We start from the raw sequence: 21,381 nt of genomic DNA on the forward strand, positions 1-21,381 counted from the left end.
TACTCCCAGACCGCCGCCTACGGCCACTTCGGCCGCGAGCTGCCCGACTTCACCTGGGAGCGCACCGACCGCGTCGACGCCCTCAAGAAGGCCGCCGGGCTGTAGGCCCCGGAAGCGCACGACCGAAGCCCGGCGCCCCCACGGGGCGCCGGGCTTCGGTCCGTCCGGGCTGTCGGTGGCGTCTGGTAGGTATGGGGCCGTGAGCAGCGAGAACGAGAAGCCCTCCGAGGAACCCGAGCAGCTCGCGCTCATTCGGGAGACCGTGCGGAAGGCGAAGGCGCCGAAGGCCAAGCCGCGGACCTGGCGGGGGGCCGCCCTCGCCAAGGAGCTGCCCGTGGCCCGGGTCGTCGTGAACAAAGGGGTGCTCCACCTCGACCAGTTCTTCGACTACGCGGTCCCCGAGGAGCTGGACGAGGCCGCCCGGCCCGGAGTGCGCGTGCGCGTGCGGTTCGGGGCCGGGAAGCACCAGGTCAAGAACGGGCGCCGGGAGGGCGGCCGGCTCATCGACGGCTTCCTCGTCGAGCGCCGGGCCGCATCCGACTACTCCGGACCGCTGGCCGCCCTCGCCGACGTCGTCTCCCCGGAACCGGTCCTCGGGCCCGAGCTGCTCGGCCTCGCCCGCGCCGTCGCCGACCGCTACGCGGGCAGCCTCGCCGACGTCCTCCAGCTCGCCGTGCCGCCGCGCAGCGCCCGCGCCGAGGGCCGCCCCTCCCCGGAGCCGCTGCCGCCGCCGAGCGCCCCGGAGCCGGGGAGCTGGACGCGGTACGAGCAGGGGCCCGCGTTCCTGGACTCCCTCGCGCACGGCGGGGCGCCCCGCGCCGTGTGGAACGCGCTGCCGGGCCCGTACTGGGCCGAGGAGATCGCCCGGGCCGTCGCCGCGACCCTCGCCTCCGGGCGGGGCGCCCTCGTCGTCGTCCCCGACGGACGGGCCGCGGACCGGGTCGACGCGGCCCTGACCGGCGTCCTGGGGGAGGGGCGGCACGCGCTGCTCACCGCCGAGGCGGGCCCCGAGAAGCGGTACGCGCGCTGGCTCGCCGTGCGGCGCGGGGCCGTGCGGGCCGTCGTCGGCACCCGGGCCGCGATGTTCGCCCCCGTACGGGACCTCGGGCTCGTCGTCGTCTGGGACGACGGCGACGGCAGCCACAGCGAGCCGCACGCCCCGCAGCCCCACACGCGCGAGGTGCTCCTGCTGCGCGCCGCCCACGACCGGTGCGCCTTCCTCCTGGGCAGCACGAGCTGCACCGTCGAGGCCGCCCAGCTCGTCGAGACCGGCTGGGCCCGGGCGCTGACCGCCGGACGCGAGCGGGTCCGCGCCGCCGCCCCCCTGATCCGTACCGTCGGCGACGGCGAACTCGCCCGGGACGAGGCCGCGCGCGCCGCCCGGCTCCCCTCGCTCGCCTGGCAGACCGTGCGGGAGGGCCTCAAGACCGGCCCGGTGCTCGTGCAGGTGCCCCGCCGGGGGTACGTGCCGAGGCTGGCCTGCGAGCGCTGCCGGACGCCCGCCCGCTGCCGGCACTGCGCCGGGCCCCTGGAGGCTCCCGAGCAGCGGGAGCTGTGCTGCGGCTGGTGCGGGCGCGGCGCCCCCGACTGGCACTGCGCGGAGTGCGGCTCGACCCGGCTGCGCGCCCAGGTGGTCGGTGCGCGGCGGACCGCCGAGGAGCTCGGCCGGGCCTTCCCGGCGGTGCCGGTCCGCAACTCGGGCCGGGACCACGTCCTGGACGGCGTGCCCGGGCGGCCCGCGCTCGTCGTCTCCACCCCCGGCGCCGAGCCCGTCGCCGAGGGCGGCTACGCGGCCGCGCTCCTCCTCGACGGCTGGGCCATGCTCGGCCGCCCCGACCTGCGCGCCGGCGAGGAGGCGCTGCGCCGCTGGATCGACGCGGCCTCCCTCGTGCGGGGGCAGGCCGAGGGCGGCACGGTCGTCGTGGTGGCCGAGCCGACGCTGCGGCCGGTGCAGGCGCTCGTCCGCTGGGACCCGGTCGGGCACGCCCGGCGCGAGCTGGCCGAGCGCGCCGAGCTGGGCTTCCCGCCGGTCTCCCGGATGGCCGCGGTGACCGGCCCGCCGGAGGCCGTCGAGGGCTTCCTGGCGGCGGCCGCGCTGCCCCCCGACGCCGAGGTCCTCGGCCCCGTGCCGCTGCCCGTGGTGCGCCCCGGCGGCGCCCGCAGGCCCGGCGACCCCCCGCCGGGCGAGCAGTGGGAAAGGGCCCTGGTCCGGGTCCCGCCGGGCAGCGGCGCGACCCTGGCGGCGGCCCTCAAACAGGCCCGGGCGTCCCGCCTGGCGCGCGGCGGCGGGGACCCGGTGCGGATCCGCGTGGACCCGCCGGACATCGGCTGACACCCGGGACGCTCCCGTACGGACGGAAGGGCGGTCACGCGCGCGAGACGGCCACCCGGGCCTCCGCCGTACGGACGTGAGGCGGCCGCGGAACGCCTGCCCGGGCTCCGTACGGCCGCGGGACGCCCGCTCGGGCTCCCGTACGGAAGGGAGACGGCCGCGGAACTCCCGCTCGGGCCCCGTAACGGCCGCGGAACTCCCGCTCGGGCCCGTACGGACGCGAGACGGCTGCGGGAGGCCCCTTCGGGTCCCGTACGGACGCGAGACGGCCGCCCGTCCCACGAGGGGCGGGCGGCCGTGGCGTCTCGTGCGTCAGACGTTGCGGGGCGCGGGGAAGGCCGACGGGCGGGGGTCCTCGCGGAGGGCGGAGCCGCCGGCGGAGGGCTGCGGCGGCATCGAACGGGCGGCGGGGACCGACGGGACGGGGCGGATCCCGCCCGGCTCCACCCCGTGCTCCTGCTCCGCGGCGGCGCTCTGCTGGGACGCCCGGCGGGCGCCGTAGCGGCGGTGGACGGCCTGCTTGGTGACCCCGAGCGCGGAACCCACCGCGTCCCACGAGAAACCGAGCGAGCGGTCGAAGTCGACCGCCGCGGTCACCAGGGTCTCGACGCTGTCCCGCAGCTCCTGGGCGAGCCGTACGGTCGGGGCGGGCGCGCGCCCGTACACGACGAAGCCCGTCGACGGGCCGGAGCGGCGAGGGCGGTAGACGTTGCCCAGCTGGGCCGTGAGCGTGCGCAGTGCGTCCACCTGCCGCCGGACCCGCTCGATGTCCCGCACGAGCAGGTGCAGACTCGCCCGGGCTTGGGCGTCGTGGGTTGCGTGGTCGGCCATGTGAAAGCCTCTCGAACCGGCGTGTAAGGGGGCGGGTCGCGAGGGAGCGGCGCGACCCGATTCGGTCAATCTCTCTTGACCAACGCGCCACGGGGAGTTGGGTCACGCTGCGGGGGCGTACACGCATATGCGCGGAGCGCCCGTCCTCGCGTACGCCCCCTTCCGCCCCCGGCGCCGCGCGCCGGGCGGGAGCCGCCGGGCACCGCCTAGACTGGTGCGCCGCCCCAACGCCCCCGGAGAGACAGGCAGTCGCCCCCCATGAAGCTCGTCTTCGCAGGCACCCCCGAGGTCGCCGTTCCCGCCCTGGACGCCCTGATCGCCTCCGGGCGGCACGAGGTGGCCGCCGTGGTCACCCGGCCCGACGCCCCGGCGGGACGCGGCCGGCGGCTCGTCGCGAGCCCGGTGGCCCAGCGGGCGGAGGAGGCGGGGATCGAGGTCCTCAAGCCAGCCAGGCCCCGGGACGAGGACTTCCTCGCCCGGCTGCGGGAGATCGCGCCGGACTGCTGCCCGGTCGTCGCGTACGGCGCCCTGCTGCCCAAGGTCGCCCTCGACGTCCCCGCCCGCGGCTGGGTCAACCTGCACTTCTCGCTGCTGCCCGCGTGGCGCGGCGCCGCGCCCGTGCAGCACGCGCTGATGGCGGGCGACCAGGTGACCGGCGCCTCCACCTTCCTGATCGAGGAGGGCCTCGACTCGGGGCCGGTCTACGGCGTCGTCACCGAGGACGTCCGCCCGACCGACACCAGCGGCGACCTGCTGACCCGGCTCGCCTTCGCCGGCGCCGGGCTGCTCGCCGCGACCATGGACGGCATCGAGGACGGCACGCTCCAGGCCGTCCCGCAGCCCGTCGAGGGCGTCACCCTCGCCCCGAAGATCCGGGTCGAGGACGCCCACGTCGACTTCGCGGCCCCCGCGCTGCGGGTGGACCGGGTGGTGCGCGGCTGCACCCCGGCCCCCGGCGCCTGGACCGTCTTCCGCGGCGAGCGCCTCAAGCTGATCCAGGTCACGCCCCTCCCGGACCGCACCGACCTGGCCCCCGGCGAGCTCGTGGTCGGCAAGAACAACGTGTACGCGGGCACCGGCTCGTACGCCGTCGAACTCCTCTGGGTCCAGCCCCAGGGCAAGAAGCCGATGAAGGCCGCCGACTGGGCCCGCGGGGTGCGGATCGCCCCGGGGGAGCGGCTGGGCGCGTGACCCCGGCCGGGGCCTCCTAGGAGGCGTCTCCCCACCGGTTCCAGAGCGTGTGCCGCCAGTCGTCGGCGTCGGGCCCGGGGCGGGTCACCGGCGGCACCGGACCCGGGGCGGTCTCGATCAGGTGCAGCAGCGACCAGGCGACGCCGTAGCAGTCGTCCGGGCCGAAGCAGGCCGCCAGGGCCCGCGCCTCGTCGGGGGTGACGGGCGCGCAGACGGCTTCGAGCTGTCCGACCCGCCGGGCGATCTCCTCCTCGTCGGCGTCCTGGTCGGGGAGGGAGCCGTCGGCCGTGAACGTCCTGACTTCGGGTCTCATCCCCGCATGATCGGCCCCTCCCGTCGCCCCGGGCAAGCGGCCGTGCGACGGGGGCGGGGCCGCACCGCCCCGGGCCCGCCCCCGCGGAGGGACTACGCTGGGGGCGTTCGACCTCGTCATTTCGTCACGCGGAGCACCTTTGAGCGAGCAGGCACGTCGCCGTCCCCCCAAGCCCTACCGGAAGCCCAAGAAGGACCCGGTCCGGATGCTCGCCTTCGAGGCGCTGCGGGCGGTCGACGAGCGGGACGCCTACGCGAACCTGGTGCTGCCGTCGCTGCTGAAGAAGGCCCGCGAGGGCGGGGACTTCGACGGGCGGGACGCGGCCCTCGCGACCGAGCTGGTGTACGGGACGCTGCGCCGCCAGGGCACGTACGACGCGATCATCGCCGCCTGCGTCGACCGCCCGCTGCGCGAGGTCGACCCGCCCGTACTCGACGTGCTCGCGCTCGGCGCGCACCAACTGCTCGGGACCCGGATCCCCACCCACGCCGCCGTCTCCGCCAGCGTCGAGCTGGCGCGGGTGGTGCTCGGCGACGGGCGGGCCAAGTTCGTGAACGCCGTGCTGCGGAAGATCGCGCGGCAGGACCTGGACGCCTGGGTGGCGCAGGTCGCTCCGCCGTACGACGAGGACCCCGAGGACCACCTCGCCGTCGTCCACTCCCACCCCCGCTGGGTCGTCTCGGCCCTGTGGGACTCGCTGGGCGGCGGCCGCGCCGGGATCGAGGACCTCCTGGAGGCGGACAACGAGCGCCCCGAGGTCACCCTCGTCGCCCGCCCCGGCCGCTCCACCACCGAGGAGCTCGCCGCGGCCACCGAGACCCTGCCGGGCCGCTGGTCCCCGTACGCCGTGCGGATGGCGGAGGGCGGCGAGCCCGGCGCCATCGAGGCGGTGAAGGAGGGCCGGGCCGGCGTCCAGGACGAGGGCAGCCAGCTCGTCGCCCTCGCCCTCGCGAACGCCCCCCTCGAAGGACCCGACGCGCGCTGGCTCGACGGCTGCGCGGGCCCCGGCGGCAAGGCCGCGCTCCTCGCCGCCCTCGCCTCCGGGCGGGGCGCCGCGCTCCTCGCCTCCGAGAAGCAGCCGCACCGCGCCCGCCTGGTCGAGCGCGCCCTCGCCGGGAACCCCGGCCCGTACCAGGTGATCGCCGCCGACGGCACCCGCCCGCCGTGGGCCCCCGGCTCCTTCGACCGGGTCCTGATGGACGTGCCCTGCTCGGGCCTCGGCGCCCTGCGCCGCCGCCCCGAGGCCCGCTGGCGCCGCCGCCCCGACGACCTGGACGGCTTCGCCCCGCTCCAGCGCGCGCTGCTCACCGAGGCGCTGCGCGCGGTCCGCGTCGGCGGCGTCGTCGGGTACGCGACCTGCTCGCCGCACCTGGCCGAGACCCGGGTCGTCATCGACGACGTCCTCAAGAAGACCGGCGGCGCCGAGCTGATCGACGCCCGTCCGCTGCTGCCCGGCGTCCCCGCGCTCGGCGACGGGCCGGACGTGCAGCTCTGGCCGCATCTGCACGGTACGGACGCCATGTACCTGGCGCTGCTGCGCCGGACCGCCTGACCTCCGGACCGCCCTACCCTTCGATCATCTGACCGCAATATCCCGGTCCGTCCTGGTCCCGGGCTCGTCGTTTCGTACCGAACCCGGTCCGGACCTGAATCGAAACCGCCCAGCGGCAAAGAAGTGCCCAAGAACGTGGGAGGCTTGGCGCATGGCGCAGATCAACCCCAGCATCCTGTCCGCGGACTTCGCCCGGCTCGCCGAGGAGGCGAAGGCGGTCGAGGGCGCCGACTGGCTGCACGTCGACGTGATGGACAACCACTTCGTCCCCAACCTGACGCTGGGCGTGCCGGTCGTGGAGTCCCTCGCCCGGGCGACGGACACCCCGCTCGACTGCCACCTGATGATCGAGGACCCCGACCGCTGGGCCCCGCAGTACGTGGAGGCCGGCGCCGGTTCGGTGACCTTCCACGTCGAGGCGGCCGCCGCCCCCGTGCGACTCGCGCGGGAGATCCGGGCCCAGGGCGCCCGCGCCTCGATGGCGCTCAAGCCCGCCACCCCCATCGAGCCGTACGAGGACCTGCTCCCCGAGCTCGACATGCTGCTGATCATGACCGTCGAGCCGGGCTTCGGCGGCCAGGCCTTCCTCGACATCATGCTGCCCAAGATCCGCCGCACCCGTGAGCTGATCTCCAAGCACGGTCTCGAACTGTGGCTCCAGGTCGACGGCGGGGTCGCGGAGTCCACGATCGAGCGGTGCGCCGAGGCCGGCGCCGACGTCTTCGTCGCGGGCTCGGCGGTGTACGGAGCGGCCGACCCGGCCGCCGCCGTCGCCTCGCTGCGGGCCCGTGCCGAGACCGCGACGGCCTCCGCCGCGTGGGCGTGTGGCCACTGAGCCTCCGGCGGATGAACGCGGTCCGTCGGGCCGCCGACAGGACTGATCAAGGCCCGTCGTTTCTGACAGGATGAACGACGGGTCCAGAGTGTGAACGACCTCGGTACGTGAACGGCAGTGAGGAGAGCGCGGTGGCGGGTATGTCGGCGGGACGGTCAGCCCTGCGGATGGGCCCCGCGGAGCTGGTGCAGGCGGCGGCCATGGCCCGCCGCTTCTACCTGGAGGGCAAGTCCAAGATCCAGATCGCCGAGGAGTTCGGCGTGAGCCGCTTCAAGGTGGCCCGGGTCCTGGAGACCGCCCTGGAGCGCGACCTCGTACGGATCGAGATCCGCGTACCGGCCGAGCTGGACGCCGAGCGCTCCGACGCGCTCCGCGCCCGCTACGGGCTCCGCCACGCCGTCGTCGTCGAGTCCCCGGCGGAGGGCGAGGACGAGTCGCCCGACCCGGAGAACCTCGGCGAGGTCGCCGCCGACCTGCTCGGCGAGCTGGTCAACGAGGGCGACGTCCTCGGCCTGGCCTGGGGCCGCTCCACCATCCACATGGCGGCCGCGCTCGACCGGCTGCCGCCCTGCACGGTCGTCCAGCTCACCGGCGTGTACGACGCCGGGACCGCCGAGCGCGGCTCCGTCGAGGCCGTGCGCCGGGCCGCCCAGGTCTCCGGCGGCGAGGCCCACCCCATCTACGCCCCCATGCTGCTGCCCGACCCGGCGACGGCCGCCGCGCTGCGCAGCCAGACCGGCATCGCGCGGGCCTTCGAGTACTTCGACAAGGTGACCGTCGCCTGCGTGTCCATCGGCTCCTGGGAGCCGGGCATCTCCACCGTCCACGACATGCTCTCCGACGAGGAGCGCGCCCACTACGCCTCCCTCGGCGTCGCCGCCGAGATGTCCGCGCACCTCTTCGACGCCGAGGGGCGCCGGGTCGGCCGCGACCTGGGCGAGCGCTGCATCACCGTCGAGGCGGACCGGCTGCGCCGGATCCCCGAGGTCGTGGCCATCGCCGGCGGCCAGCGCAAGGCGGCGGCGATCGGCGCGGTGCTCCGCTCCGGCCTCGTCACCAGCCTGGTGACCGACCGCGCGGCGGCGGACTACCTGCTCACCGAGTCGAGGCCGGGCACCCACCCGGCGCTCGACCGCACGGACCCCGACAGCTGACCCACGCGTGCCCCCCGGTGTCGGAGCCGTCCCGCACCGGTATGTTCGGGACATGCTGCTCCGGCCCCCGCGCGCGCTCCTCGCGCTCGTCCTCGCCGTCCTCCTGGGCGGCTTCCTGGCCGGCTGCTCCCCGAGCGGCGGAGGCACGGGAACCGCCGCCCCGACCCGTACGACCGCGACCGCCGCGTCCACCGGCACCTCGGGACTGCCCACCGTGCGGGCCGCCGACCTGCCGCCCGAGGCGCGCCGGACGCTCGACCTCGTCGCGCGCGGCGGGCCCTACCCGTACGCCAAGGACGGCACCGTCTTCTCCAACTTCGAGAAGGTCCTGCCCCGCCGGGAGCGCGGCTACTACCACGAGTACACCGTGAAGACCCCCGGCGAACGCGACCGGGGGGCGCGCCGCCTCGTCACCGGGCGCGGCGGCGAGACGTACTACACCGACGACCACTACGAGACCTTCCGGGAGGTGGTCGGAGATGGGCCTTGACGACCCCGTCGTCCTCGACCTGACCGGAGTGGCGGACAAGGCCGCCCTCATGGACCGGTGTGCCGACGCGCTCGCGCTGCCCGACTGGTTCGGCCGCAACTGGGACGCCCTCGCCGACTGCCTCACCGATCTGCCCCGGCCGGTCGTCCTCGTCGTCACCGGCTGGCGGGGGTACGCCGAGGCCCGGCCGCGCGAGTGGCGGACCGCCCAGGAGGTCTTCGCCACGGCGGCCGACGAGAGTCCCACCCGCCTCTCCGTCCTCCTCTCCCTGGGCGGGACCTTCGGAGGATCCTCCTAACCTTCTGCCGCAAGCCTCGGAGGATCGGACCGGGACTGGTATGCGTACACCCGTGGGACAATGAACTACGTGCTTTTTCCCCTGGCTGAAATGCCTAGGGGCCGATCCGAACGACTGGGATGTCAGCACGTGCGTTTCCTCAATGACGTCAAGCCGCCCTACGACCTGACGTACGACGATGTGTTCATGGTGCCGAGCCGCTCGGCCGTCGGCTCCCGCCAGGCCGTGGACCTCTCCTCGCCCGACGGCACCGGGACGACCATCCCGCTCGTCGTGGCCAACATGACCGCCGTCGCCGGCCGCCGGATGGCCGAGACCGTCGCCCGCCGCGGCGGCCTGGTCGTCATCCCGCAGGACATCCCGATCGAGGTCGTCACCGACGTGATCTCGTGGGTGAAGAGCCGCCACCACGTCCTCGACACCCCGATCGTCCTGGAGCCGCACCAGACCGTCGCCGACGCGCTCGCGCTGCTGCCCAAGCGCGCCCACGACGCCGGCGTCGTCGTCGACGAGGACCGGCGCCCGGTGGGCGTCGTCACCGACGCCGACCTCTCCGGCGTCGACCGCTTCACCCGGCTCTCCGAGGTCATGTCCAAGGACCTGCTCCTCCTGGACGCGGACATCGACCCGCGCGAGGCCTTCAACACCCTCGACGCCGCCAACCGCCGCTACGCCCCCGCCGTCGACGCGGAGGGCCGGCTGGTCGGCATCCTGACCCGCAAGGGCGCCCTGCGCGCGACCCTCTACAGCCCGGCCGTCGACGCGAACGGCCGGCTGCGCATCGCCGCCGCCGTCGGCATCAACGGCGACGTGGCGGGCAAGGCCAAGCTGCTCCTCGACGCGGGCGTCGACACGCTCGTCATCGACACCGCGCACGGCCACCAGGAGTCGATGATCTCCGCCATCCGGACCGTCCGGGCGCTCGACCCGCAGGTCCCGATCGTCGCGGGCAACATCGTCGCCGCCGAGGGCGTCAAGGACCTCGTCGAGGCGGGCGCGGACATCATCAAGGTCGGCGTCGGCCCCGGTGCCATGTGCACCACCCGCATGATGACCGGCGTCGGCCGCCCGCAGTTCTCGGCCGTCCTGGAGTGCGCCGCCGAGGCGAAGAAGTACGGCAAGCACGTCTGGGCCGACGGTGGCGTCCGGCACCCGCGCGACGTCGCCATGGCGCTCGCCGCCGGCGCCTCCAACGTGATGATCGGCTCCTGGTTCGCCGGCACGTACGAGTCGCCGGGCGACCTCCACCAGGACGCCAAGGGGCGCTTCTACAAGGAGTCCTTCGGCATGGCCTCGGCCCGCGCCGTCAAGAACCGCACCTCCGACGAGTCCTCCTACGACCGCGCCCGCAAGGCGCTGTTCGAGGAGGGCATCTCCACCTCCCGCATGTTCCTCGACCCGCAGCGTCCGGGCGTCGAGGACCTGATCGACTCGATCATCGCGGGCGTCCGCTCCTCCTGCACCTACGCCGGTGCCGGCTCGCTCGCCGAGTTCGAGGAGAAGGCCGTGGTCGGCATCCAGTCCGCCGCCGGCTACGCCGAGGGCAAGCCGCTGCACGCCAGCTGGAGCTAGTCCCTCCCTCCGCACGCACGAAGCACGCACGACGGCCGTGGGCCCCCGGGAAACCGCTCCCGGGGGCCCGCGGCCGTCCCGTACGGTCACGGCATGGAGCGTACGGAGATCAGACCCTGCCGCGCCGAGGACGTCCCCCTGCTCGGCCGGCACCTGCCCGCCCCCGGCGCGCCCGCGCGCCACGCCGACCGGTTCGCGCGCCAGGAGGCCGGGACCGGCACCTATCTGCTCGCCTGGCGGGGCGGCGAACCCGTCGGGCACGGCCAGGTGCGCTGGGACGGCTGCGCGGCGCCCGAGGTGCGGGCCGCCGTGGGGGACTGCCCGGAGTTCAACGGCCTCGACGTACGGGCCGACCTCCGGGGCCGGGGCGTCGGCACGGCCCTGATCCGCGCCGCCGAGGAGCTGGTCCGCGCCCGCGGGGGCGCTGCCCTGGGCCTCGGGGTCGCCCGTGACAACCCGCGCGCGGCGGCCCTCTACGCGCGGCTCGGCTACGCGCCCGTCACGGCGTACACCGACCGCTGGAGCCGGACGGACCGGGACGGACGCGTCCACGAGGAGGCGGACCCCTGCACCTTCCTGGTCAGGGAGCTGTCAGCGGGCTGACGCCGGGGGAAGGCGCGCCCGGGACGCCCGGGAGCCCGGTCAGGGCCTCCGCCACCGCCGCCGCGATCCGGGCGTGCCCCCGGTCGTTCGGGTGCAGGCCGTCCGCCAGGTGCTCCGGGCCGAGCAGCGGGCCGCCGGGCAGGACGGACAGGTGCCCGTCGCCCTCGGCCGCCAGGTCCCGGCCCGCCCGCTCCATGGCCCGGCGCAGCTCCGTGAGGGTCGTGCCGAGGGCGTTGCGGGTGTGCTCGGCCTCCGGGCGCAGGACGGGCGAGACGATCAGCAGCGGGGTCTCGGGGTGGCCCGTGCGGACGAGCCCGACGAAGGCCCGCACGGTCTCGTACAGCCAGTCGGCCGTCGCGGGCGCCTTGGACCAGCAGTTGGTGCCGAAGGCCAGGGTGATCAGCTCGCCGGGGAGCCGCGCCAGGTGCTCGGCCAGGGGCAGTTCGCCGCGCGCCGCGCCCGCGTATCCCAGGTTGACCGGGTCGAGGCCCAGGAGGCGGCCCGCCGTGGCGGGCCAGGAGCGGGCCGGGCGGGTCGACCACCAGCCCTCGGTGATGGAGTCGCCGTGGACGAGCCACCGGGGCCGGGCCGGGGCGGGGGAGAGGGCGCCGCCGACGGCCCGCAGGGCGAGCGGCACGGGCGCCTGGCCCTCCGGCAGGTACACGCTGAAGCTCCCGCCGCCCGGGGGCAGCGGGAGCTTCACGACGGCCTCGGCGGCCGGGGCGACACAGGTCTCCCCGACGAACCGCGCCCCGCTCCAGAGGGCGAAGCAGTGGCGCAGGTCCCGCAGCGGGTCGTCCGCGTCCGGCACGGCCGCCCGGTAGCGCAGCTCCACCGCGCGCGTGCCGGGCGCGGCCGTGAACTCGATCCGCACCCCGATGGGCAGCTCGGCCCGCGCCGCCACGTCCCACGGCAGCCGCGCCAGATCGTCCGGATCGGCCCGCACGGGCCGCTTCCCGTCCAGCCAGGCCGTACCGCGCAGGAACGGTTCCGGGTCGAGCCAGTCCACCGGGTCTCCGATCGTCGGGCCGCAGGGCCTCGCGGAGCGGGTCGTCCGGCACGTAGAGCCCTTGCGTGCGTGGATCGCTGCATGCCCCCGATGTACTGATTCATGCGGGGGAGCGCAATGTTTCCCCCCTCCGTGCCGTAAGTGCGCAATGATCATCCGGCATTGCGCAACAACCCTGCATTACGAGTGCGAACCCCTGACCCTTAGGCTCGTGCCTCGTACCAGGAGTGGCGGCGACCGCCTGCTCGGCGGTTCCGTCCCCCGTGGGTCTGCTTCGGCATGCCCGCGCACCGCCGCGGTCCCCGCCCCGCCCCCACAGGCAGCGATAAGGAGCCTCCGCAGTGCTGGACCACGGCGCAGCCCCACCGGTCGACGACACGACCGCCCCCAAGCCCTCCGCTCTTCATGCACTCGGCCGTCGCAAGCCGGTGGAAGCCCTGGTAGCGGAGGGTGGACAGGGCGAGGGAGGCACTCTCCGCCGCTCCCTCTCGATGTGGCAGCTGACCATGATCAGCATCGGCGCCACGCTGGGCACGGGCATCTTCGTCGTCCTCGGCGACGCCGTCCCGAAGGCCGGTCCCGCGGTGACCGTCGCCTTCGTCATCGCCGGCCTCACGGCGCTCTTCTCGGCCCTCTCGTACGCCGAGCTGGCCGGCTCCATACCGGTGGCCGGCTCCTCCTACTCGTACGCGTACGCAACGATGGGTGAACTCGTCGCCTGGGTCTGCGGCTGGTGCCTGGTCCTGGAGTACGGCGTCTCCGTCGCCGCCGTGGCCGTCGGCTGGGGCGAGTACCTCAACGAGCTGCTCGACGGGACCATCGGGGTCACCCTCCCCGCCGCGGTCTCCTCCGCGCCCGGCGAGGGCGGCTTCATCAACCTGCCCGGTCTGATCGTCGTGCTGCTCGCGATGGTCTTCCTGCTCGGCGGCGCCCGCGAGTCCGCCGTCGTCAACACGATCATGGTGTTCGTGAAGATCGCCGCGCTGGTGCTCTTCTGCGCCATCGGCTTCATGGGCTTCAAGTCCGGCAACTACGCCGACTTCATGCCCCTCGGCATGGCCGGGGTCAGCGCCGCCGGGGCCAGCCTCTTCTTCTCGTACATCGGCTTCGACGCCGCCTCCACCGCCGGTGAGGAGGCGAAGGACCCCAAGCGGGACCTGCCGCGCGCGATCATGCTGTCGCTGCTCATCGTCACCGTCCTCTACGTCCTGGTCGCCGCCGTCGCCGTCGGCGCGTGGAACTGGAAGGACTTCGACGGCTCCGAGGCCACGCTCGCCGCGATCATGAACGACGTCAGCGGTCAGAAGTTCTGGGGCACCCTGCTCGCCGCCGGCGCCGTCATCTCGATCGCCAGCGTCGTCCTCACCGTCCTCTACGGCCAGACCCGGGTGCTCTTCGCGATGTCCCGCGACGGCCTCGTGCCCAAGGTCTTCGGCAAGGTCAGCGGCAAGACCGGCACCCCGCGCGTGAACACCGTGATCGTGTCGCTGTTCTGCGGCGCCCTCGCCTCCGTCATCCCGCTCGGCAAGCTCGTCGACGCCACCAGCATCGGCACCCTCTTCGCCTTCGCCCTGGTCAACGTCGCCGTGATCGTGCTGCGCCGCACCCGCCCGACCCTGGACCGCACCTTCCGCGTCCCGCTCGGCTGGACCTTCCCGATCCTCGGCTTCCTGTTCTGCGTCTACAACATGTTCAGCCTCGACGCGATCACCTGGGCCGTCTTCGGTTGCTGGATGGCCGCCGGGCTCGTGTTCTACTTCCTGTACGGCATGCGCCGCTCCCGCCTGGCCACCGCAGCGCCCTCAGCAGAGAAGTGATCCACCCGTAGTGCGACTCAACGACCTCGACGAACGCATCGTCCACGCCCTCGCGGAGGACGCCCGCCGCTCGTACGCCGACATCGGCTCGCTCGTGGGGCTCTCCGCGCCCGCCGTGAAGCGGCGCGTGGACCGGCTCCGGGCCGAGGGCGCCATCACCGGCTTCACCGTACGGGTGGACCCGGCGGCGCTCGGCTGGGAGACCGAGGGGTTCGTCGAGATCTACTGTCGCCACAACACCTCGCCGGACGACATCCGGCGGGGTCTGGAGCGGTACCCCGAGGTGGTGTCCGCGTCGACCGTCACCGGTGACGCGGACGCCGTCGTCCAGGTCTTCGCCTCGGACATGCGCCACTTCGAGCGCGTCCTGGAGCGGATCGCGGGCGAGCCCTTCGTGGAGCGCACCAAGTCCGTCCTGGTGCTCTCGCCGCTGCTGCGGCGCTTCTCCTCGGGCTCGCCCGCGTAACCGGGGCCACTCCGTCGGGTACTCGAGCTTCCAGGGCAGCACCCTGAAGTCGCCGGTGCCGGTCTTCACCTCCTCGAAGGGGGCCGCGCTCATGCGCGGCGGCAGCTCCTCGTACTCCTCCTTCGTGATCCAGCTGTAGCCCAGGCGGTCGCGCCTCCCGTCGTCGTGCACCGAGATCCCGACCCGCTTGTTCCGGAAGCCGTCCACGTCGGTCTCGGTCACGACGCCCGTCACCACCGCCGCCTTGCCGTCCGTGGTGAGGCAGTCGACCTTCGCCACCGCGCAGCCCCCCTCGCCGTTCTTGTAGTGGCTGAACCGGAAGGTGCCGGTCGCCGCCCGCGGGTCCTTGTTGTCCTTCGCCGCCAGGTGCGCGTCGAAGGAGAACGTGATGGCGTCCCCGGCCGGCCGGTACAGCTCGGCCGTGCCGGTCAGGGCGGCGAACTTCGTACGACGGTTCATGGGCGGTTCCGTTCCTTTCGGCCGGTCACCGGCCGGTCGACCGGACGCCCACCACTCTTCCGCCCGGACCGCGCCGGCACGTCGCGCCGTGGAACGGTCCTCGTCTCCGCCGCGCGGCGGGGGAGCCGTACGACCCCGGTGGGAGCCGTACGCAACGAATCGCCGCCGGGAACGAGGAGCGCGCAACGGTTCGACGGTCGGTCCGCAACGCTCCCGCCTTGTCCCGGCCGAGTCCGGAACCGTACCGTTTTTGACGTCTTCCCCCTGTACTCCGGACCCCCCGAGGATCGCCATGCCCGCGCTGCGCACCGCCCTGCTCCAGAGCTCCGGCGAGCTCGGTGACGTGGCCGCCAACCTCAAGCTCCTCGACGAGGCCGCCGCCCGCGCCGCCGCCGCCGGGGCGGGCCTGCTGCTCGCCCCCGAGCTGTTCCTCACCGGCTACGCCATCGGCGCCGACATGGCCCGCCTGGCCGAGCCGGCCGACGGCCCCTCCGCCCGCGCCGTCGCGGCCGTCGCCGTGCGCCACGGCCTGGCCGTCGGCTACGGCTACCCGGAGCGCAACACCGAGGAGCACGGCGTCCTCCACAACTCCCTGCGGCTCATCGGCGCCGACGGCGTCCCGCTGGCGAACTACCGCAAGACCCACCTCTACGGCGCCTTCGAGAACCGGTGGTTCACGCCCGGCGACGATGGCGTCGTCCAGGCCGAGGTCGGCGGCCTCACCGTCGGCCTGATGATCTGCTACGACGTCGAGTTCCCCGAGAACGTACGGGCGCAGGCCCTGGCCGGCACGGACCTCCTCCTCGTGCCGACCGCGCTCATGCACCCCGCCGAGGTCGTCGCCGAGTCCGTCGTCCCCGTGCGCGCCTTCGAGAACCAGCTCTACATCGCGTACGCCAACCGGACCGGGCCCGAGGGCGACTTCGAGTTCGTCGGCCTCTCCGTGCTCGCCGGCCCCGACGGCACCGCCCGGGCCCGCGCCGGACGCGGCGAGGACCTCGTCGTCGGCGACGTCGACCCCGCCTTCCTGGCGGCCTCCCGCGAGCTGAACCCCTACCTCCGCGACCGGCGCCCGGACCTCTACGGCCCCCTGGTCTGAGCCCCCTCGTCCTCCCGCCCCACCCTTCTTCTCCCGTGCAAGGAGTCCGTACCCCATGACGTCCACGGTGCCCAACGCCGTCCAGCACACCGACGCGCAGCCGCCGATCACCATGTTCGGTCCGGACTTCCCGTACGCCTACGACGACTTCCTGGCCCACCCGGCCGGACTCGGCCAGATACCGGCGACCGAGCACGGCACCGAGGTCGCGGTCATCGGCGGCGGCCTGTCCGGGATCATCGCCGCGTACGAGCTGATGAAGATGGGCCTCAAGCCCGTCGTCTACGAGGCCGACAAGATCGGCGGCCGGCTGCGGACCGTCGGCTTCGAGGGCTGTGACGACTCGCTGACCGCCGAGATGGGCGCCATGCGCTTCCCGCCCTCCTCGACCGCGCTCCAGCACTACATCGACCTGGTCGGCCTGGAGACCACGCCCTTCCCGAACCCGCTCTCCCCGGCCACCCCGTCGACCGTGGTGGACCTCAAGGGCGAGTCGCACTACGCCGAGACCATCGACGACCTGCCGCAGGTCTACCGCGACGTCGCCGCCGCCTGGGGCAAGTGCCTCGAAGAGGGCGCCGACTTCTCCGACATGAACACCGCGATGCGCGAGCGGGACGTCCCGCGCATCCGCGAGATCTGGGCGCAGCTCGTCGAGAAGCTCGACAACCAGACCTTCTACGGCTTCCTCTGCGAGTCCGAGGCCTTCAAGTCCTTCCGGCACCGCGAGATCTTCGGCCAGGTCGGCTTCGGCACCGGCGGCTGGGACACCGACTTCCCCAACTCCATCCTGGAGATCCTCCGCGTCGTCTACACCGAGGCCGACGACCACCACCGCGGCATCGTCGGCGGCTCGCAGCAGCTGCCGCTGCGCCTGTGGGAGCGCGAGCCGGAGAAGATCGTCCACTGGGCGCAGGGCACCTCGCTCGGCTCCCTGCACGGCGGCGACCCGAAGCCGGCCGTGACCCGGCTGAACCGGACCGCCGGCAACCGGATCACGGTCACCGACGCCTCCGGCGACATCCGCACGTACCGGGCGGCGGTCTTCACCGCCCAGTCCTGGATGCTGCTCTCCAAGATCGCCTGCGACGACTCGCTCTTCCCGATCGACCACTGGACGGCGATCGAGCGCACCCACTACATGGAGTCGTCCAAGCTCTTCGTGCCCGTGGACCGGCCGTTCTGGCTGGACAAGGACGAGGACACCGGCCGTGACGTCATGTCGATGACGCTGACCGACCGGATGACCCGCGGCACGTACCTCCTGGACGACGGCCCGGACAGGCCGGCCACGATCTGCCTCTCGTACACCTGGTGCGACGACAGCCTGAAGTGGCTGCCGCTGTCCGCGAACGAGCGGATGGAGGTCATGCTGAAGTCGCTCGGCGAGATCTACCCGAAGGTCGACATCCGGAAGCACATCATCGGCAACCCGGTGACGGTCTCCTGGGAGAACGAGCCCTACTTCATGGGTGCCTTCAAGGCGAACCTGCCGGGCCACTACCGCTACCAGCGGCGCCTGTTCACGCACTTCATGCAGGACCGGCTGCCCGAGGACAAGCGCGGCATCTTCCTCGCCGGCGACGACATCTCCTGGACGGCCGGCTGGGCCGAGGGCGCGGTGCAGACGGCGCTCAACGCGGTCTGGGGCGTGATGCACCACCTCGGCGGCTCCACCGACGCCACCAACCCGGGCCCGGGCGACGTCTACGACGAGATCGCCCCGGTCGAGCTGCCGGAGGACTGAGCCGTACGGTTCAGGGGCAGGCCGGGGAGGTTAAGGGCCTGGTCAGGGAGGTTCAGGGCCTGGCCAGGGGCGTGAGCAGCATCCGCCCCACCAGGCCCACCGACCGGTCGAGGCGCTCCGTGAACTCCCCGGCCAGCTCGGGGAGGCCGCGCAGCTGCCAGAGCGAGCGCGCCGCCAGCCAGGCCCCGTCCCTGGCCCGGTCCAGGCTCCAGCAGCCGAGCAGATGGGTGAGCGGGTCCGCGAGCTCCAGGAGGTCCGGGCCCGGCATCAGCTCCTCCCGGATGCGCTCCTCCAGGAGGACCAGGACGTCCCCGACCCGGTCGAACTCGTCCTCCAGGTCGACGGGGGCGCACTCCAGGTCCCGGCAGGCGTCCACGACGGCGAGCGCCAGGTCGTGGCCGATGTGGGCGTTGATCCCGGCGAGCGCGAACTGGAGCGGGCGCACGCCGGGGTGGCGCCGGTAGTGGAAGAGGGGCCGCCAGCAGGCGGGCGCCGGGCCGCCGGTGGCGAGGGCGTCGACCGCCGCGAGGTACCGCTCGGCGAACCGCACGTCGAGCGTGGCGGCGGCCCGCCGGTCCTCGAAGGTGCCCGCCGCGAGGGCGTGGCCGATCTCCTCGGTGACGGTCAGGTAGACCCGGTTGAAGACGGCGACCCCGTCGGCCGGGTGCCAGGCCGAGCGGAGCGCCCGCATCCGGTCCACCACGGGATCGACGGCGACGAAGGGTCCGAGTTGCTGCCCGAGCTGCTGGGTCTGCGCCATGGGGGCAGGCTCCCAGCCGCCGGGCCCGCGGGGGAGCCTTCCGGGCCCGGCTTCCCCAGAACGGGCGAATCCCTCAGCTCTTCGCCCCGTCGTCCGTGCCGCTCTCGTACGAGCTGGTGCCGGAGTCCAGGAGCGGCTCCTGCTCCTTGAGGTGGGCCGGGGCGAAGGCCCGCAGCACGTGGTAGCCGGTGATGACGACGATCGTGCCGAGCGCGATGCCGCCCAGCTCGAAGGTATCGGTGAAGGTCAGCTTCACCCCGCCGACGCCGATGATGATGCCGGCGGCGGCCGGGACCAGGTTCAGCGGGTTGCGCAGGTCGACCCCGGCGTTGATCCAGATCTGGGCGCCCAGCAGGCCGATCATGCCGTACAGGATGACGGTGATGCCGCCGAGGACGCCGCCGGGGATGGCGGCGACGACCGCGCCGAACTTCGGGCAGAGGCCGAAGAGCAGCGCGAAGCCGGCCGCGGCCCAGTAGGCGGCGGTCGAGTAGACGCGGGTGGCGGCCATGACGCCGATGTTCTCGGAGTACGTGGTGTTCGGCGGGCCGCCCACGGCGGTCGACAGCATCGAGGCGGCGCCGTCGGCGGCGATCGCGGTGCCGAGCTTGTCGTCGAGGTTGTCCCCGGTCATCTCGCCGACGGCCTTGACGTGCCCGGCGTTCTCGGCGATCAGGGCGATGACCACGGGCAGCGCGACCAGGATCGCGGACCACTCGAAGCCGGGGCCGTGGAAGGAGGGCAGGCCGATCCAGTCGGCCTTCGAGACGCCGGAGAGGTCGAGCCGCCAGTGGTCGGTGACCTGCCCGGACGGGGACATGGAATGGATCTTGCCGAAGACCAGGTCGAGCACCCAGGACAGGGCGTAGCCGAAGACCAGGCCGAGGAAGATCGCGATCCGGGACCAGAAGCCGCGCAGGCAGACCACGGCCAGTCCGGTGAACAGCATCACCAGGAGCGCCGTCCACTGGTCCTGCGGCCAGTACGTGGCCGCAGTGACCGGGGCCAGGTTGAAGCCGATCAGCATGACGACGGCGCCGGTCACGATCGGGGGCATCGCCGCGTGGATGATCCGCGCGCCGAACCTCCGCACCGCGAGGCCCGCCAGGAAGAGCACGGCGCCGACGACCAGGACCGCGCCGGTCACGGTGGCGCTGGTGCCGCCGGAGGCCCGGATGGCGGCGGCGACGCCGACGAAGGAGAGCGAGCAGCCCAGGTAGGACGGGACCGTGCCCCGGGTCGCCAGGAGGAAGATCGCGGTCGCGACGCCGGACATCATGATCGCGAGGTTCGGGTCCAGGCCCATGAGGACCGGGGCCACGAAGGACGCGCCGAACATCGCGACCACGTGCTGGGCGCCGAGTCCGACGGTCCGGGGCCAGGAGAGCCGCTCGTCCGGGCGGACGACGGCCCCAGGAGCGGGTGTTCTCCCGTCCCCGTGCAGGGTCCAGCGCACGCCGAGGTTCATGAGGTCGCTCCCGTTCTCCGGTTCCGGCGGTCGCGTCGTGACCGCAAAAGATCAGCCACATGGTATGCGCGGTCACCGGCCGGGGACGCCCGGGAGGACGGCGCCCCGGCCGGTGGCCGCCGTTACGCGGCCGGGCCCCCGCTCCTGGCGGGGACGCCGTCGGCCGAGGGCGCCGCCGGGACCTTCGTGTCGGCGCTCCGGAGCACGCCCGCGCCCACCACCAGACCGAACGCGAGCAGCGTGACCAGGCCGAAGGAGAAGACGAGCGAGGTCGCGTCGGCGATGCCGCCGATCGCGGAGGGGGCGATCAGACCCGAGGTGTACGTGATGGTGGCGACGCCCGCGATGGCCTGGCTGGGGTTCGGGCCGCTGCGCCCGGCCGCCGCGAAGGCCAGCGGGACGACGACCGCGACCCCGAGTCCGATGAGACCGAATCCGGCCAGGGCGACGGCCGCGTGCGGGGCGAGGACGACCAGGAGGCCGCCGAGGGTGGCGACGGCGCCCCCGACCCGTACCGTACGGACCGCGCCGAAGCGGTCCACCACCCGGTCGCCGACCAGCCGCGCCACGGCCATCGTCAGGGCGAAGGCGGTCGTCGAGGCGGCCGCGAGCCCGGCCGAGGTGCCCAGCTCGTCGCGGAGGTAGACGGCCGACCAGTCGAGGCTGGCGCCCTCCGCGAACACCCCGCAGAAGCCGATGGCGCCGATGACGAGCGCGGACTTCGGCGGCAGCGAGAAGCGCGGCGGCGCCTCCTCCTCCGGGGTGCTGCGCACGTCCAGGACGCCCTGGCAGAAGACCAGGCCGAGGACGGTGAGGACGAGGGCCGCGACCAGGTGGTGCAGCCGGGCGTCGCCGCCGAGGTGGGCGGCGACCGTGCCGGCGGCGGAGCCGATCAGGGCGCCCACGCTCCACATGCCGTGCAGGCTCGACATGATGGAGCGGCCGAGCCGGTTCTCGGTCTCGACGCCCAGCGCGTTCATCGCCACGTCGGACATGCCGGCGGTCGCGCCGTACACGAAGAGCGCGCCGCACAGCCCCCAGACGTTCGGGGCGAGCGAGGGCAGGATCAGGGACAGGGTCCACAGGGCGAGCAGGCCGCGCAGCGCGGTGCGGGCGCCGAAGCGGTGGGAGACCGACCCGGCGAGCGGCATCGCGAGCGAGGCGCCGAGCGCGGGGAAGGCGAGCGCGAGCCCGAGCTGCCCGGCGCTGACGTTCGCGTGCTCCTGGATCCAGGGGATGCGGGTGGCGAAGCTGCCCGTCACCGCGCCGTGGACGCAGAAGACGGCGGCGACGGCGAAGCGCGCCCGCCGCAGGCGTTCGGTGGTGGTGACGGTCTCCGCCGCCATGGGCCCTCCCGGGGTCGTGGTCCGCCGCCGCCGTGGCGC

General features: G+C 74.1%; 19 protein-coding genes. 13 read left to right on the plus strand and 6 right to left on the minus strand.

Annotated elements, in window-relative coordinates:
* The first annotated feature begins 199 nt into the window (after positions 1 to 199).
* Positions 200 to 2,332: a primosomal protein N' gene (locus ACIP5O_RS33645; protein WP_401300615.1), complete on the plus strand. Its 2,133-nt coding sequence runs from the start codon at positions 200 to 202 to the stop codon at positions 2,330 to 2,332.
* Between the two features lie 312 nt (positions 2,333 to 2,644).
* On the opposite strand, the gene ACIP5O_RS33650 is transcribed toward ACIP5O_RS33645, so the two are convergent.
* On the minus strand, positions 2,645 to 3,163 hold the full coding sequence (locus tag ACIP5O_RS33650; protein WP_401300618.1) for a hypothetical protein: 519 nt from the start codon (positions 3,161 to 3,163) through the stop codon (positions 2,645 to 2,647).
* A gap of 258 nt (positions 3,164 to 3,421) precedes the next feature.
* On the opposite strand from ACIP5O_RS33650, the gene fmt reads away from it, so the two are divergent.
* Positions 3,422 to 4,354 (plus strand): methionyl-tRNA formyltransferase, encoded by a 933-nt coding sequence (gene fmt / locus ACIP5O_RS33655; RefSeq protein WP_401300620.1) that lies wholly within the window; start codon positions 3,422 to 3,424, stop codon positions 4,352 to 4,354.
* Positions 4,355 to 4,370: 16 nt separating this feature from the next.
* Here fmt and ACIP5O_RS33660 read toward each other — a convergent pair whose 3' ends face one another.
* Complete coding sequence (locus ACIP5O_RS33660) at positions 4,371 to 4,667, minus strand: hypothetical protein (protein ID WP_401300623.1); 297 nt, start codon at positions 4,665 to 4,667, stop codon at positions 4,371 to 4,373.
* Positions 4,668 to 4,806: 139 nt separating this feature from the next.
* On the opposite strand from ACIP5O_RS33660, the gene ACIP5O_RS33665 reads away from it, so the two are divergent.
* The 7 genes from ACIP5O_RS33665 (at position 4,807) to ACIP5O_RS33695 (ending at position 11,171) form a co-directional block, all read left to right on the plus strand.
* Positions 4,807 to 6,219, plus strand: coding sequence for an RsmB/NOP family class I SAM-dependent RNA methyltransferase (locus tag ACIP5O_RS33665; RefSeq protein WP_401300626.1), 1,413 nt, complete (start codon positions 4,807 to 4,809; stop codon positions 6,217 to 6,219).
* A gap of 151 nt (positions 6,220 to 6,370) precedes the next feature.
* Entirely contained in the window at positions 6,371 to 7,054 is a 684-nt protein-coding gene (gene rpe, locus ACIP5O_RS33670; RefSeq protein WP_401300629.1) for a ribulose-phosphate 3-epimerase, read from the plus strand.
* 107 nt (positions 7,055 to 7,161) lie between these two features.
* On the plus strand, positions 7,162 to 8,208 hold the full coding sequence (locus tag ACIP5O_RS33675) for a sugar-binding transcriptional regulator (protein WP_401300632.1): 1,047 nt from the start codon (positions 7,162 to 7,164) through the stop codon (positions 8,206 to 8,208).
* 52 nt (positions 8,209 to 8,260) lie between these two features.
* Positions 8,261 to 8,698, plus strand: a complete 438-nt coding sequence (locus ACIP5O_RS33680; RefSeq protein ID WP_401300635.1) for a ribonuclease domain-containing protein — start codon at positions 8,261 to 8,263, stop codon at positions 8,696 to 8,698.
* Positions 8,688 to 8,996, plus strand: coding sequence for a barstar family protein (locus ACIP5O_RS33685; RefSeq protein WP_401300638.1), 309 nt, complete (start codon positions 8,688 to 8,690; stop codon positions 8,994 to 8,996). Before ACIP5O_RS33680 ends, ACIP5O_RS33685 begins: the two co-directional genes overlap by 11 nt.
* A 129-nt stretch (positions 8,997 to 9,125) precedes the next feature.
* The gene (locus ACIP5O_RS33690; RefSeq protein ID WP_401300641.1) at positions 9,126 to 10,568 is read left to right on the plus strand and encodes a GuaB1 family IMP dehydrogenase-related protein; all 1,443 of its coding nucleotides are present in this window, start codon (positions 9,126 to 9,128) and stop codon (positions 10,566 to 10,568) included.
* Positions 10,569 to 10,661: 93 nt separating this feature from the next.
* Complete coding sequence (locus ACIP5O_RS33695; protein ID WP_401300643.1) at positions 10,662 to 11,171, plus strand: GNAT family N-acetyltransferase; 510 nt, start codon at positions 10,662 to 10,664, stop codon at positions 11,169 to 11,171.
* On the opposite strand, the gene ACIP5O_RS33700 is transcribed toward ACIP5O_RS33695, so the two are convergent.
* Positions 11,149 to 12,180 (minus strand): GDSL-type esterase/lipase family protein, encoded by a 1,032-nt coding sequence (locus ACIP5O_RS33700; protein ID WP_401300646.1) that lies wholly within the window; start codon positions 12,178 to 12,180, stop codon positions 11,149 to 11,151. The two genes, ACIP5O_RS33695 and ACIP5O_RS33700, sit on opposite strands and share 23 nt — an antisense overlap.
* A gap of 341 nt (positions 12,181 to 12,521) precedes the next feature.
* On the opposite strand from ACIP5O_RS33700, the gene ACIP5O_RS33705 reads away from it, so the two are divergent.
* The 4 genes from ACIP5O_RS33705 to ACIP5O_RS33720 all read left to right on the plus strand — a co-directional run bounded on the left by ACIP5O_RS33705 (position 12,522) and on the right by ACIP5O_RS33720 (position 17,768).
* Positions 12,522 to 13,997 carry an amino acid permease gene (locus tag ACIP5O_RS33705; RefSeq protein ID WP_401300649.1) on the plus strand — a complete coding sequence of 492 codons (1,476 nt, stop codon included), beginning with the start codon at positions 12,522 to 12,524 and terminating at the stop codon, positions 13,995 to 13,997.
* A gap of 10 nt (positions 13,998 to 14,007) precedes the next feature.
* Complete coding sequence (locus ACIP5O_RS33710) at positions 14,008 to 14,463, plus strand: Lrp/AsnC family transcriptional regulator (protein ID WP_015032260.1); 456 nt, start codon at positions 14,008 to 14,010, stop codon at positions 14,461 to 14,463.
* Positions 14,464 to 15,214: 751 nt separating this feature from the next.
* The gene (locus ACIP5O_RS33715; RefSeq protein ID WP_356548383.1) at positions 15,215 to 16,021 is read left to right on the plus strand and encodes a carbon-nitrogen hydrolase family protein; all 807 of its coding nucleotides are present in this window, start codon (positions 15,215 to 15,217) and stop codon (positions 16,019 to 16,021) included.
* 55 nt (positions 16,022 to 16,076) lie between these two features.
* Complete coding sequence (locus ACIP5O_RS33720; RefSeq protein ID WP_383439148.1) at positions 16,077 to 17,768, plus strand: flavin monoamine oxidase family protein; 1,692 nt, start codon at positions 16,077 to 16,079, stop codon at positions 17,766 to 17,768.
* Between the two features lie 52 nt (positions 17,769 to 17,820).
* Here the strand turns inward: ACIP5O_RS33720 and ACIP5O_RS33725 are convergent, their stop codons facing one another.
* The 3 genes from ACIP5O_RS33725 to ACIP5O_RS33735 form a co-directional block, all read right to left on the minus strand.
* The gene (locus ACIP5O_RS33725) at positions 17,821 to 18,528 is read right to left on the minus strand and encodes a DUF5995 family protein (protein ID WP_401300653.1); all 708 of its coding nucleotides are present in this window, start codon (positions 18,526 to 18,528) and stop codon (positions 17,821 to 17,823) included.
* Positions 18,529 to 18,601: 73 nt separating this feature from the next.
* Positions 18,602 to 19,996, minus strand: a complete 1,395-nt coding sequence (locus ACIP5O_RS33730; RefSeq protein WP_401300655.1) for a uracil-xanthine permease family protein — start codon at positions 19,994 to 19,996, stop codon at positions 18,602 to 18,604.
* 122 nt (positions 19,997 to 20,118) lie between these two features.
* Complete coding sequence (locus ACIP5O_RS33735) at positions 20,119 to 21,342, minus strand: MFS transporter (protein ID WP_401300657.1); 1,224 nt, start codon at positions 21,340 to 21,342, stop codon at positions 20,119 to 20,121.
* Positions 21,343 to 21,381 lie beyond the last annotated feature (39 nt).

This window comes from Streptomyces sp. NPDC088915 (genome assembly GCF_044749825.1).
Lineage (GTDB): Bacteria > Actinomycetota > Actinomycetes > Streptomycetales > Streptomycetaceae > Streptomyces.